We start from the raw sequence: 14,450 nt of genomic DNA, 5'->3' as shown, positions 1-14,450 counted from the left end.
AATGATACAAGGGGATTTTTAGCGTATATTATTGAGCAGGAACGGCTTCTGTTTCCGTCACTGGTTCTTCTGTCGTGCTTTGTGCCGGGTCTGTCTCTTCCTTGATCGGTTCGACTTCTTGACCTTGCATCGCTTTTGCTAAGTTACTTTTCACTTGCTCCAATTGATTCGGATCGAGGTGATACTCCCATTTCCCGCTGATACCAATATAACCTTCTCCAGCGAGTTGGTACTCCGTCGTGTTACGTAACGCTGCTGTGAAATCTGCTAAGCGTGTATAATCGTTCGGACCTAAATTCGTTTCGACGTTATCACCGACAGCATCCAAAATATCACGGTATGCACTGAGGGAACGGAAACTTGCCGCTTCTTTGGCGACCGCTTGAATGACTTGCATCTGTTTTTGACCGCGTCCGATATCACCGAGCGGATCATCATGACGGTTCCGGACGTAAGCAAGTGCTTGCTCTCCTGTTAAATGTTGCATACCTTTATCAACAGTGACAGTACCGGCTTTACGTTTTGAATCTTGCTCTTTGAACGCATATCGTACATCGATGTCTACGCCGTCCAATGCATCAATCAATTGAACGAATCCTTGGAAATTAACTTTAACGACGTGATCGATTTGAATACCGAGCAGGTTTTCTGTCGTTTCACGCGCTAATTTAATCCCATTATAGGAATTCGATTTATCCATCGAACCGAAGTAATGGGCATGGGTGATTTTATCTTGCTCAACACCTGTCTTACCATAAGGTACATCGTATTTCGAATAATCGATGTTCACGAGTGAATCACGCGGAATACTCGTCAACACTAATTGTTCCGTTTTTTTATTTAAGATCCCGACGATCATGACATCTGATCGCGCCGGTTCATTTCGTTCTTTACTTTTTTTCGTTTCATCCGTTCCAAGAATCAAGAACGATTCAGACGGAACATCATCATATTTAGAGCTCACCTTCGAGCCGGGAATGTTAATCTGCGTCTTTGCCAATGTTTCTTGCGTTTTAATAAAAACAGCTCCAGCATATCCAGAACCGATGATTGTGACAAGCAGGACGAGTGCAGCGATGACTTTCATGAACATCTTGCCAGCACTTGGCTGTCTCTTTCGTGCGGATCGCGTTTCCATCATGTAAACCCTCATTTTCATGTAAATTTTCCGTAAAGTTCGCTAATCTCCATTATCCGGACATTTAATGAAATGTCAATTTACGTTTCGGTTAAAGAAATCGTATGGAATCGTTGCACTGAAAAAATCATGGATCCTTAGTGCGCTGTATCATGAGATTGAATGATCTTGGTATATGTCCTGTTGATACCTTTCTATCTAAATAACAAATCGCTTGAGACTAGGCTCAACAGAATCAAAAAAAGGAATAGAGTCAATCCAATGATTGTCTCTATCCCTTTTGATTCATCGCTCTTCCATCGTCATACTTTCATGAAATTCAGATATGCCGCCCGTCCTGTACGTTTAGCGTCATCTGACAATAAAGATGCAGCTTCTTCGTCCAAGATCACCATGACATCAGCATGACGCTTGAGTACAGTTGCTGGACAATCCGTTGTTGCGACACCTTCCATCATATCGCGAACCGCTTCTGCCTTTCGTTCACTAGAAGCAACGAGAAGGATTTTCTTCGCTTCCATGATCGTACCGATTCCCATCGTGATCGCCTTCGTCGGTACTTCTTCTAATCGATCAAAGAATCGTTGGTTCGCTTCTCGTGTCGACTCTGTCAATTCCGTTACGTGTGTCTTAGCATCGAACGGTGTACCTGGTTCATTGAAGGCGATGTGTCCATTCGCTCCGATTCCAAGTAATTGAATGTCGATTCCTCGATTGCGGACGAGCGCTTCATATCGTTCACTTTCGCGCACGGGATCTTCTGTGTCCCCGATTGGAACGAATGATTCCTTAAACGCGACATCTTTGAATAGATGCTCTTGCATGAACGTATGATAACTTTGTGGATGCTCTGGGCTGAGACCGACATATTCGTCTAGATTAACCGTCGTCACATGTCGACAATCGAGCGAATCCTTCCGCCATTCTTCATAAACGCCGACCGGTGAACTTCCCGTTGCCAGTCCTACCGTCAAACCTTCCGGGTGACGCTCAATTTCCTGTTTCAAAAATTGATAGGCCACCTGTGCTAATTCTTCTCCTTTTTCTACGATCATCCATTTCATGAGGTAGACTCCTTTCCGTTCGTGATCCGGTGTCGCGTACCACGATGAATCGTTTCTTGAATGTGTAGCGCTTCGTCGAGCAGGACGATGTCCGCATCCTTGCCGACCGAGAGGCTACCCTTTTGAGTCAATTGAAGTTCTTTTGCCGCATTGACCGATGTCATGCGGACCGCTTCTTCGAGCGAACAGCCTGTATAGGCGATGATATTCCGTAAGGCGGTGTCCATCGTTAAGACACTTCCAGCTAAGCTACCGTTTTCAAGACGTGCCGCACCGTCTCGAACGAATACAGCCTGACCACCTAACTCATATTCACCATCAGCTAATCCTTTTGCACGCATCGCATCCGTGATGACGATCAGTCGATCTGCGCCTTTCATTCGGTAGGAGAAGTCGACCATTTCTGGCGCACTGTGAATCCCATCCGGAATGATCTCCGCATAGACGTCTGGTGTCAGGAGGCAATATCCGACCGTACCTGGTTCCCGGTGATGAAGTGCCCGCATTTGATTGTAGAGGTGGGTACCATGCGTGACGTGACCGGCTTGGTTTTGGGCATACGTCGCGTCTGTATGTCCGGCTGACGGAATCGCACCCGTCAAGCGCACCGCTTCTTCGAACGCCCGTGCTCCCGGGCGTTCCGGAGCGTATGTGACGAGCTTGATCGTGTTCCCTGCTGCTTTTTGCCATTTCAAGAACTGCTCGACATCCGGTTCGACGATATGTTCGTGAGGCTGTGCACCCGCATAATCCGGATTGATGAATGGTCCTTCAAGATGAACGCCGACGATCGTCGTATCGTCTTGCGCTACGACTTCTCGGACCGTCTCAAGCGCGCGTGTGATATTTCCCCAGTCCTGAGTAATCGTCGTCGCTAAAAATGATGTCACACCTTCTTGTAACATCTGTCGGCTGAAATGACGCAACCTCTCGACATCTCCATCCATGACATCGACATCATATCCCCCATGAATATGCACATCGATCATTCCCGGAATGAGTGATTGATGCTGCGCATCGATCGTCTCTTCTCCTGCGATTTCCTCGAATTTCGACATGGGTCCAATCGCCTCGATTGTTCGGTCAAAACGAATGAAGCCGTCTTCAATCGTCTGCTCCCCCGTGTAAATCCGAGCATTGATGATCACTGTCATCTGGCATCTTCCTTTCTCTATCCGTTCCATGACTTGCTTCCGTATCTAGTATAACGCGATTAATTCTAGTTGTATAGACCTTTGTACATTTAAACGAAATTATAAAAGGACGATCCCGCATATCCGTAGATATAGGGTCGCCCTTTGTATACCCGTCGATTGCCGACTTCATGCGTCAGTCGATCATGGTAATAAAATCCGGTCTTTCTTTCGAGAAATCAGACGCGTTGCTTTTAAGATTGCCATCGGTAACGATTGACGCTTGCGGTAAGCAAGATATCGTCCTTCCCATTTTGGATCGTACTTTTCTTTGTATCGTCGTAGACCGGTGAAACTATACATGTAGCGAATATTATTGAAGACATCCGCTGCCACACGTTCTTGCCAGAAGGACGTCTCGTCCTCTCCGACGGACGAAAGCGGAGCCATTCCCATGTTGAACGTGTGGTAGCCTTCATCTTTCGCATACTCGAATAGTCGGATGAACATCGCATCCATGATTCCATTCGGTCCATCTGGTCGAAAACGCATCAAGTCAATCGATAGGACCCCTTCTTGGTAAGCAGGCATGAATGTCATGAACCCGATCAATCGTCCTTCCGCTTCACGCATGATGCCAATCGGTGCCCGGTTTAAATAAGGTTCGTGGAAGTAACCGAGCGAGAAACCTTTCTCGGACTTCCCTCCTAACCATTCGTCGGAGACCTCTTGTAGTTCTGCTAATAGAGTTCCTGAAATAGGTGGCTCGACTACTTCGAACGTCATGCCCTCTCGTTCAAAGCGATTTTTAATCGACCGAAGTCCAGCTCGTTTTTTCCCTGATACAGTAAAAGATGGAATATCAACGATCGCTTCTTCACCAAGTTTGAAGAAGTTGAAGCCAAAATCATGATAGAGAGACATATTTTGCGCTTGAATTTGATAGATGTTCGGAATATATCCAAGATCTTCGACGCGACGCAAGAAAGACGCGATGACTTGTGAATGTTCCTTCGGATCTCCACTAGGGTCGCCAAGGACCATGATCCGATTGCCGGTCTGACTGAACTGGATGAATGAACGTCCTGTTTCGGAGAAGAAGAAACGTTTATCACCTAGAAACGCAAGATGGCTTAAATAATTCCCACCCTGCTCACGCAACACCAACTCGATCTTTTCAGCATCGAATCGCTCACCGAGAACCGGTTGATTGAATGTATTGAATAAGCGGATGAAGACAAGAACATACACGAGCGCAAAGATAGAGGCACTCGCTGCAAACATGAAAATTTCATGTGCCGGATACACTTTTGTTCCGTCTGCTGATCCGAGTGTATAGAAGGCGTATCCAAAAAAGACGAATCCTCCAATGTACAATAGACCAGCGAAGGCAACCCGGATGAACCGTGTCGTCGTAATGAGCGTTCGTTCTCGGTGAAATGCTTTTCGCGACATCAGTAGCAAGACGAGGACGATGATGACGGCAAGGAAGGAAATCAAGTTAAAACCACGAAGTGCCATTCCAATCAACGCGAAAAAAGATGCCCCGTACATCATATATAACGACCGTTTTGTTCGACGATACAGTGCTGTCGATAAGAGGACGAACAATAAGCCGCCCATCAAGAAGAAACTATTCGCGAGTAACAGCGCTTCATGCGGTAATTTCGATTCCAAATATTCATATTGCGTCGAGACAGGTGGTAAAATCGCCAATCCCCAGATCGTGATCCCGGCAACGAGTGTGATCAATGCGAGTGTGAAATGACGAATTTTACTGAGGAATCGCAGTTGTAAGCGCCAAATGACGCCCCCGACCTCCATCGATGGACCAACGATCGGTTTGTCTTCGATCATCTTGACGACCGGACCGCTGAACTCCCGAGCTGAGAAAATGACACCGATCAGGAACGGAATCAAGTAGTAGACAAGACGGTAGATCAATAATCCTGTCAAGACGATGCCTTCCTCGACACCCGCACGCTGCATGCCGATCAAAAACACTAAGTCAAACGAACCAAACCCACCCGGTACCATCGAGATCAAACCGGCTGTCGCAGCGATGATGAAAACACCGATGACTTTTGAGAAACTAACATCCGTTCCGAGCGCTGCCAAGATCAGATAGACGACAACGCCAGCACTGAACCATTCTGCGAGTGAAACGAGTGAATATAACGCAATCGATTTCGGATGGATGCTACTATTGCCTCGTCGAAACGAGAACAGCAGATAGAGTGGAAAGAAGAATGCGACACCAATGATGACGGGCCACAGCCATTTTTTTAAATCGAGCACTTCAAACGCCGGAAAAACGTGTAGAAGCGATAAGGCAGATAAGATGGACAATCCACTGATCAACGTCGGTGCCATCCAGCCGATCGCCTTCAACAAACGACCGCCTTCAACGAATGGTCGATAAAGAGCGGAGCGGATCGCCATCCCAGCGAGACCGCCGAATCCGATGATGCCGTTAAAGGAGTTCGCAATCCAGGATGCTCGGAAAATTAGTCCGATCGGTACTTTCGCCTCCAATGAACGTAATAAGAAGAAGTCATAAAAGAACATCGTCGAGACTGCCGCAAGACCTGCGAGAATCAACAGGATGAATTGCCAAGATGGGACTTGACGAATCGCTTGAATCGATTCCTGTAGCGACAAACTACGCAATTCGTTTTGTCCTTGATAAAAAATGAATCCAATCAAGACGATCGGCAAGATGATCTTCGCAATCGTCATGATGCGTTGTTTTGAGAATTTCAAGCTGCCAGCCTCCTTGATTTACGGATTAAATGCATAAGACGAACAAGTAGTAGCGTTGCTCCGACCGCAAGACCGATGATCAATCCCCACCAGTAACCATCTGGTCCGAGCGTCGTATAGCGTTCGAGATAAAAACCTAATGGTAGTCCAATGACCCAGTAGGCAGCAATCGTCAACAAGAAGGTGACGTTGACATCCTTGAATCCACGTAATGCACCTTGCGTCGGTGCAGCAACGGCATCCGACAGTTGAAAGAAAATCGCTAAAATCATGAAATGTGCGGCTGCTTCGATGACTTGAGGATCACGACTATATAAAGCGGCAAGTTCTTCATTCTTTAAGTACAACAAGATCCCGGAGAACAAGGAGACGGCAACACACATCGTCAATCCAATGACGACGTACTGGACAGCGTCCTTAATCCGTTTGGCACCGACCTCAAAACCGACTGTGATCGTCAAAGCGGACGCAGCAGATAATGGGATCATATAGACGAACGAAGCGAAGTTGATGGCCGCTTGATAGGCACCGATGATGACATCGCCGTACGCTCCGAGCAGCAACGTGACCGCCGAGAAAATACTGACTTCAGAAAAAATCGCTAGACCAATCGGAGCACCGAGTAGAATCAATTCCTTGATTCGCTTCATATCTGGACGGTAAAAGCGCCGCAGAATCCCAAGGCGTTGAAATAATTCTCCTTTGAAGACGACAGCGATGATCGCTAGACAGAGAATCCAGTACGTGATGGCAGTCGCAACTCCCGCGCCCACTCCACCAAGTTCCGGAAAACCGAAGTTTCCGAAGATGAATAGATAATTGAAAAGGACGTTAATGGGTAAAGAGATTAGTAGTAAGACCATCGTGATATTTGATTTACCTAATGAATCGACGAGTGTTCGTAAAACGAAGAAAACGAACATCGGTACGATCCCGAGTGCTAACATCACGAGATAATTTCGCGCGACTTCACGCGCCTCTGCTGATAACTCCATCCGTTCGAGAATCGGATTGACAGCAATAAGTCCGATGACGACAGTCAAACCAATGATCACGACAGCAACGTACAACGCCTGCATGACGATCCGTTTGACTTCCCGCTCGCGTTTTGCTCCCATCGCTTGGGAAACGAGCGGTGCGACGGCAAGTAGAATACCGGTCAGTCCTGTGTAGACGGGTGCCCAGAGACTTGCTCCGACCCCGACGCCTGCTAAATCAGCAGAACCATATCGACCGGCCATGACCGTATCGAAAAAACTAATTAAGTAAAACGCGACTTGCGTTACGAGGATCGGAAAGAAAATTTTCATGAATTGCTTCATCTTTCCTGAGAACGTAACTGTTTCTAACATGTTTCCACCACATTTCAGGAGGTGTCCTCCTTAATTTTAAAACCTAGCACTCTTGAACTCTTACGAAAATAATCCGAGGAGGGATTCATCTCATGAACCATCGAGATACTGAAAAGCTGACTTTCGAACTGCTTGAGACATGGTCGACCTTCAATCATTATGCCAAAGAGGCTCAAACGTTTGAAAATCCGGAAGATGTCCATCAAGCGCGAATTCGGTTACGGAAACTAATCACATTCGCCCGATTGGTCGATTTAACGGAGGAACCCGTTTATTTGATTTGGAAGCGGCTGATGCATGCTTTCGGCGAAGTCCGTGACCTCGACGTACAACTCGAAGCAACCTCAAACAAAACAGAAATCGATCAGTTATTCGCGAACCATGTCGCTCTGCAACTTCAAGGGAAACGTTCGACTTTAATCGAGACGATGCATCTCTTGATCTCCAATGAACTGGATCGATCCGTTCGTCGCTTTTTAGCCGGTCCAATGACAAAGCGCCTCAAACGGATGTCAGAAAAAGAGCTGATTCAGGCCGCTGAGAAACGCTATGAAAAAAAACGTGAACAATTTGAAAAAGTGCAACGAAAGGATGGAACGAAGCGTGTCGAACGGATGCATGAATTACGGCTTGCTACAAAAGCATACCGTTATACGGTCGAGTATCTTCGTCCCTATACGCATCAACCGAAGTCTGCTGTCGATCGTCTAAAGGCAACCCAGACACGACTCGGACACATCAATGACACGTATCAGCGATTAGAAAGATGGCGCTCTTTCGAGGTTCCATCTGCTTATCAAGAAGAGCGTTTGCGTCAGATCAAGCGGTTAGAGGACGAACTACGTTCTGCGCTTGATCAGATTGAAATCGCTCATGGATGACGTTGAACGAGTAATTCCAGCATCTTTGTTCCGGCAATCGAGTTCCCTTTGGCATCAAGCGATGGTCCAAAGACACCGATTCCGAGATCGGCCATATCGAAATCACTTCGACCGCAAGCAACGACTGCACCGGAAACACCACTTTTTCCTGGAAGCCCGACTTGGACGGAAAATTCTCCAGATGCATCGTACATGCCACACGTCGTCATGATTGCTCGAATGATTCGTGCGTTCCGACGTGAAATGACTTGGCGTCCTGATGGCGTCTTACCGGATGTACTCAAAATTTTCCCCATCATGGCAAGTCCTTTACAGTTCGTCAAAATCGCACATTGTTTCGTATAGACGTCGATGATTTCTTCGACATTGCCTTCGATGACACCGTGATAGCGCATGAAGTAGAGCAACGCCCGATTCAAATCCGTCGTTTCGAATTCTGATTCAGCGACATCTGCGTCATATTTTACCATTTCTACTTCAATATCCAATAGCTTTGCGATGAATTGACGCAATTGAAGTAATTTATCGGCAGCATCCGTTCCCGGTAGCATACTCGTCACGGCTAGTGCCCCTGCATTGATCATTGGATTGAGCGGTTTTGTCGGAATCGTCTCTTCAAGTTTTGCGATCGAATTGAACGCATCGCCTGTCGGTTCCATCCCGACTTTTGAAAAAACATAATCTTCTCCGAATGTCTCGAGAACGAATGCGAGCGTGATGATCTTCGATACACTCTGTAGTGTAAACATCGTATCCGCATCACCTGCCGAAACGAACGTCCCGTCGGCATTACAGACGGCGATTCCGAGTTGTGTCGGATCAACCTTCGCAAGCTCTGGGATATAACTGGCGACTTGTCCAAGCACTGTATACGGACGGCATTCTTCAATCAACTCCTCGAGTTGGGCTTGTGTAACATTCATGGCGTTCCCTCTTTCTCTTTTTTTCTAGCTTATCACGCATCTGACGAATACGGATATGGTTCTTCCGTAAACGCTACAAGGAGTCGACTCGTTTCAGCCGAGTCGACTCCTTTTTCTAGCATCTGCTTCATCCGTGGACGACTAGTTCGCCGTCTTCTACGTCAATCGCAATCCGGGCGCCATCTTGAATCGCCCCACTGATCAAGGCACGGGCAAGTTTCGTCTCAATCGTTCGTTGCATATAACGATTGATTGGACGCGCCCCGTATTGTGGTTCGAAGGCTTCTTCGAAAATCAACGTCTTCGCAGCATCCGTGACATCAATCGTAATGCCACGTCCAGATAAACGTGAACTCATTTTCTCGACCGCTTTGTCGATGATTCGTTCGATTTCCGTCCGGTGGAGTGGATGGAATAAAATCGTATCATCGATCCGGTTCAAGAACTCCGGTCGGAAGTGGCGCTTCAATTCTTGGCGAACGGCTTCCTCTTCCGCTGCATCGATGACACCATCTTTGGCGGCTTCAAGCAGGATGGGTGCTCCGATGTTTGACGTCATGATGACGATCGTGTTTTTGAAGTCGACGACCCGTCCTTGCGCATCCGTCAATCGACCATCGTCGAGCAACTGAAGCAAAATATTAAAGACGTCGCCGTGCGCTTTTTCGATCTCATCGAACAACAGAACCGAATACGGACTCCGTCGAACGGCTTCCGTCAATTGACCGCCTTCTTCATAACCGACGTATCCCGGAGGCGCACCGACGAGACGGGAGACATTGTGTTTTTCCATATACTCCGACATATCGATGCGGACGATGTGATCTTCACTATCGAACATCGCCGCTGCCAAGGCTTTTGCGAGTTCTGTCTTCCCGACCCCTGTCGGACCGAGGAACAAGAACGAGCCAATCGGGCGGTTCGGATCCTTGATGCCTGCTCGCGCTCGAATGACAGCGTCCGCGACGAGACGGACCGCTTCGTCTTGACCGAAGACACGCTCATGAAGCGTATCTTCAAGATAAAGTAATTTTTCCCGTTCGCCCTGCGCAAGCCGCGTCACTGGAATGCCGGTCCATTTCGAAACGATGTCGGATATCTCTTCTTCCGTCACCGCTTCTCGAACGAGTTCGTGTGAGACGTGTTCAGATGACTCTTCCGCGACTTTCAGACGTGCCTCAAGATCCGGAATTTGACCGTACTTGATTTCCGATGCTCGGTTCAAATCATAGCGCCCTTCCGCTTCTTGTAACGCCAGTTTTGCCTTCTCAAGATCCGCACGTAACTGCTGGACACTTTGCGAACTCTCTTTTTCTCGTTCCCATCGTGTCCGAAGCGCACTCTCGTCTTCTCGGACAGAGCTGAGTTCTTGCTGTAAGACGGCAAGTCGTTTCCGAGATGCTTCATCCGTTTCTTTTTTTAACGCCGCTTCCTCGATTTCGAGCTGCATGACCCGACGAACGAGTGAATCGAGCTCAGCTGGCATCGACTCCATATCGGTCCGAATCATCGCACATGCTTCATCAACGAGATCGATCGCCTTATCCGGCATGAACCGATCCGTAATATACCGATCGGATAACATCGCCGCCGCGACGAGCGCATTGTCATGAATCCGTACACCGTGGTGAATCTCAAACCGTTCTTTTAGTCCACGCAGAATGGAGATCGTATCCTCGACATCTGGTTCCGCGACGAGGACTTGTTGGAAGCGACGTTCGAGCGCCGGATCCTTTTCGATATACTTCCGGTACTCATCCAGCGTCGTCGCACCGATACAGTGCAATTCTCCTCGCGCAAGCATCGGTTTGAGCATGTTTCCGGCATCCATTGCGCCGTCCGTCTTCCCAGCACCGACAATCGTATGCAGCTCATCGATGAATAAGAGAATTTGTCCTTCCGCTTCCTTGACTTCATTCAAGACCGCCTGCAGGCGTTCTTCAAACTCACCCCGGTATTTCGCACCAGCGACGAGCGCACTCATGTCTAAACTGAACAACTGCTTGTTCTTCAGACTCTCCGGTACATCTCCTCGGACGATCCGTTGCGCGAGTCCTTCAACGATTGCCGTTTTCCCGACGCCGGGTTCTCCAATCAAGACGGGATTGTTTTTTGTCTTCCGACTCAAAATCCGGATGACACGTCGAATCTCATCATCACGGCCGATGACCGGGTCTGTTTTCCCAGACCGGAAATCCGCTACGAGATCACGTCCATATTTTTTCAGCACATCAAACGTCTCTTCGGGATTTTTCGTCGTGACCTTCCGATTGCCTCGCATACTGACGATCGCTTCCCGGAGTGTCTCTTCCGTGATGCCTTGACGACGTAAATATTGAGCTGCTGGACTTGATTGTTTGATCAATGCTAGCAATAAGTGTTCGACGGAGACATAGTCATCCTGCATGAGACGTGCTTCCGTCTCTGCTTCCGTCAACACGTTCAGCAACGAGCTACCGATCCGAGGCGTCGTCGCCTGGGACAAAGCAGGAAGTTTACCAATCGCCTCGTCAATCGCTCCATTCAATGTCTCAATCCGTTGATTCAGCTTTTCAAAGACGACTCGTGCAATCCCTTCTTCTTGAGCAAGTAAGGCAAGTAACAAATGCCATTCTGTGATTTCACTATGACGACGTTGTTTCGCGATCGCTTGGGCAGAGACGATTCCCTCGTGTGCCCGATCCGTTAAACGTTCAAAATCCATCCTTGATCACTCCTTCACTGCAAGTTGACGTTCCCACTCTTCATAAAAGGCACGGTCCATCTCAGGTAACTTGACTTCGAGTTGGACAAGTAACGCCCCACGATGACCATTCGCTTGACTCAGACCACGATTTGGAATCCGGAGTCGTGCTCCTGGTTTCGTGCCCGGTTTGACTTTCAGTTTGATTCGTTTCCCTTCAAGCGTATCTGCGACGACTTCGCCTCCGAGCACAAGCGTCGTCGGATGAACACGGACGGTTGAAATGACGTCTTGGTCGACCCGTCGGAACTGATCGTCATCCTTCAAGTGAATCGTCACGTAAACATCTCCCGCGACACCTTGTCGGTTACGCATCGAACTTTTTCCACGTAAGCGAACTTTTTTACCGTCATAGACGTCTTTCGGAAGCGTCAGCTGGATCGAACCCGTCGCAAGACGCACCGTGACTTTTTCGTTCGTACTGAGATGACTGAGTGGGACCGTCAATTCAAGCTCTTCATCGGTCGACACTTCTTCCTGACTAAAGAACGAACCGAACATGTCTTCAAATCCGAACGATTGTCCAGGTCGTGTCCGTCCACCACCTCCGAACTGTCGGAACAGATCTTCGTAATCTCCAGCGCCACCAGCTCCAGCACCTGCCATCTGATCGAAGTTACTGCCGTATCGATCATACTTCGCTCGTTTTTCCTCATCTCCAAGCACATCGAAGGCTTCTTGGATATCCTTGAAACGCTGGTCCGCACTCGCCTCTTTATTGACGTCTGGGTGATACTGCTTCGCCAATTTGCGGTACGCGCGCTTAATATCTTGATTCGATGCATCCTTTGCGACACCGAGTGTTTGGTAGTAGTCTTTTGCCATTCGAATTCACTTCCTTTTCCTATACTTCATTACCTTAATTATAAAAGTCGTATCTTAATTGGTCAAATATAGTCAAACTTTTTTCTGACATTCTGTTCTCTTTTCACTTTACGTCCTTGCGACAAACAAGTTTCACCGACTGAACCATGTTATACTGATAGCCAAACAGGAAATGAACGATGGGAGGATCTACAGATGGATGGTAAAACACGTAAAAATATCACGCCCGGTCTTAAAGTCAGCATCGTGTTGAAGCAAGATCAACGAACAGGTAAACGAACAGAAGGAATCGTCAAAGACCTTCTCACGAAATCTCCGCAACATCCGCACGGGATTAAAGTGCGCTTAGAAGACGGTCAAGTCGGTCGTGTTCAAGAAATTTTAGGATAAAAAGACAGCAATCGCTCGTCCTGATTCCTTTTCGGAGTCAAGACGAGCGATTTTTTCATGATTCAGTAGCTTGTTCTAAGTAACGCCATGTCGCTTCGACGAGAATACGCGCTGCATCGAGCATCGCCGGCTCCTTAAAATCAAACTGTGGATGGTGATGCGGTGGATACGAAGCATCTCCCGCTCCTGTAAAGAAGAACGCACCCGGTACGTGTTGCAAGTAATAAGCGAAGTCCTCGCCACCCATCGTCGGTTCAATCTCAAATACACGCTCGTCTCCTAAAACTTCTCGTGCGACAGTTTCAATCAATGCGGTGGGTGCAGCATGATTGACGACAGCTGGATAGCCTTTTTCGTATGTAAAGTGATACGTTGCTCCGACTGCCTCACAGATTCCTTTGATCGTCCGCTCCATCCGCTCAATGATCTCGTCCGCTGTCGCTTCATCAAACGTCCGGACCGTTCCTGTCAACATCGCTTGATCTGCAATGACATTAAATGTATTCCCAGCATGTAATGTTCCGACGGTCACGACTGCCGGCTCCAGTGGATTGAGTTGACGACTGACGATCGATTGTAACTCCTTAACGATTGTTGCCCCGAGTAAGACAGCATCAATCGTCTCATGTGGTTTCGCACCGTGTCCGCCTTTTCCATATAAGGTCAGTTCGAACTTATCAGCCGCTGCCATGATCGGACCGGTCCGAACACCGACGTGTCCTAAATCGATCGTTGACCAAAGATGCGTTCCGAAGATGACATCGACTCCTTCGAGACAACCGTCCGCAATCATATCGCGTGCACCGCCCGGAACGACTTCTTCCGCATGTTGATGAATCAAAACGACGTTCCCCGGTAATGATTCTCGCTGTTGCATGAGCGTCTCTGCGACAGCAAGTAACGTCGCCGTATGACCATCGTGACCGCATGCGTGCATCACACCCGGAACCGTCGACCGATACGCGACCTCTTTAGCGTCAGCAATCGGTAAGGCATCAAAATCGGCGCGTAACGCGACGGTCTTTCCCGGTTTTCCTCCACGAATATACCCGACGACACCACGTCCGCCGACCTCCGTCTTGACTTCGATTCCGAGCGCTTTTAAATGTCGCGCGATATAACGCGGGGTCTCGACTTCGTGAAACGACAACTCTGGGTGCTGATGTAAATAGCGACGGCGCTCGACCATTTCTGGATACAACGCGTCTAGTCCGGCAGTTCGTTCTGACATATATGTA

11 protein-coding genes are annotated in these 14,450 nt (G+C 48.1%); 2 read left to right on the top strand and 9 right to left on the bottom strand.

Annotation, left to right across the window (positions count from 1 at the left end):
• Positions 1 to 28 precede the first annotated feature (28 nt).
• The 5 genes from KNQ08_RS14740 to KNQ08_RS14720 form a co-directional block, all read right to left on the bottom strand.
• A complete protein-coding gene (locus tag KNQ08_RS14740; protein WP_231681811.1) occupies positions 29 to 1,141 on the bottom strand; it encodes an LCP family protein in 1,113 nt (370 codons plus the stop codon).
• Between the two features lie 299 nt (positions 1,142 to 1,440).
• Complete coding sequence (gene nagB, locus KNQ08_RS14735) at positions 1,441 to 2,202, bottom strand: glucosamine-6-phosphate deaminase (RefSeq protein ID WP_050679000.1); 762 nt, start codon at positions 2,200 to 2,202, stop codon at positions 1,441 to 1,443.
• Positions 2,199 to 3,356, bottom strand: coding sequence for an N-acetylglucosamine-6-phosphate deacetylase (gene nagA, locus KNQ08_RS14730; protein ID WP_214806212.1), 1,158 nt, complete (start codon positions 3,354 to 3,356; stop codon positions 2,199 to 2,201). Before nagA ends, nagB begins: the two co-directional genes overlap by 4 nt.
• 183 nt (positions 3,357 to 3,539) lie before the next feature.
• The gene (gene mprF, locus KNQ08_RS14725) at positions 3,540 to 6,098 is read right to left on the bottom strand and encodes a bifunctional lysylphosphatidylglycerol flippase/synthetase MprF (protein WP_214806210.1); all 2,559 of its coding nucleotides are present in this window, start codon (positions 6,096 to 6,098) and stop codon (positions 3,540 to 3,542) included.
• Positions 6,095 to 7,450, bottom strand: coding sequence for an MATE family efflux transporter (locus KNQ08_RS14720; protein ID WP_023467101.1), 1,356 nt, complete (start codon positions 7,448 to 7,450; stop codon positions 6,095 to 6,097). The genes mprF and KNQ08_RS14720 overlap by 4 nt, the downstream gene beginning before the upstream one ends.
• Before the next feature lie 92 nt (positions 7,451 to 7,542).
• Here KNQ08_RS14720 and KNQ08_RS14715 point away from each other — a divergent pair, with 92 nt between their 5' ends.
• A complete protein-coding gene (locus KNQ08_RS14715; RefSeq protein WP_149426803.1) occupies positions 7,543 to 8,331 on the top strand; it encodes a CHAD domain-containing protein in 789 nt (262 codons plus the stop codon).
• Here the strand turns inward: KNQ08_RS14715 and glsA are convergent.
• The 3 genes from glsA to KNQ08_RS14700 form a co-directional block, all read right to left on the bottom strand.
• Entirely contained in the window at positions 8,322 to 9,254 is a 933-nt protein-coding gene (gene glsA / locus KNQ08_RS14710) for a glutaminase A (protein WP_023467099.1), read from the bottom strand. The genes KNQ08_RS14715 and glsA overlap by 10 nt on opposite strands.
• 127 nt (positions 9,255 to 9,381) lie before the next feature.
• A complete protein-coding gene (gene clpB, locus KNQ08_RS14705) occupies positions 9,382 to 11,958 on the bottom strand; it encodes an ATP-dependent chaperone ClpB (RefSeq protein WP_214806208.1) in 2,577 nt (858 codons plus the stop codon).
• 6 nt (positions 11,959 to 11,964) lie between these two features.
• Positions 11,965 to 12,822, bottom strand: coding sequence for a DnaJ C-terminal domain-containing protein (locus KNQ08_RS14700; protein ID WP_050678995.1), 858 nt, complete (start codon positions 12,820 to 12,822; stop codon positions 11,965 to 11,967).
• A gap of 195 nt (positions 12,823 to 13,017) precedes the next feature.
• Here KNQ08_RS14700 and KNQ08_RS14695 point away from each other — a divergent pair, with 195 nt between their 5' ends.
• The gene (locus KNQ08_RS14695) at positions 13,018 to 13,212 is read left to right on the top strand and encodes a YwbE family protein (protein WP_023467094.1); all 195 of its coding nucleotides are present in this window, start codon (positions 13,018 to 13,020) and stop codon (positions 13,210 to 13,212) included.
• A 55-nt stretch (positions 13,213 to 13,267) separates the two neighbouring features.
• Here KNQ08_RS14695 and KNQ08_RS14690 read toward each other — a convergent pair whose 3' ends face one another.
• Positions 13,268 to 14,443, bottom strand: a complete 1,176-nt coding sequence (locus KNQ08_RS14690; protein ID WP_214806206.1) for a M20 metallopeptidase family protein — start codon at positions 14,441 to 14,443, stop codon at positions 13,268 to 13,270.
• Positions 14,444 to 14,450 lie beyond the last annotated feature (7 nt).

The sequence above is a fragment of the Exiguobacterium sp. s46 genome (assembly GCF_018618875.1).
Classification (GTDB): domain Bacteria; phylum Bacillota; class Bacilli; order Exiguobacteriales; family Exiguobacteriaceae; genus Exiguobacterium_A; species Exiguobacterium_A abrahamii.
This window is presented reverse-complemented; position numbering and strand designations above follow the sequence as displayed.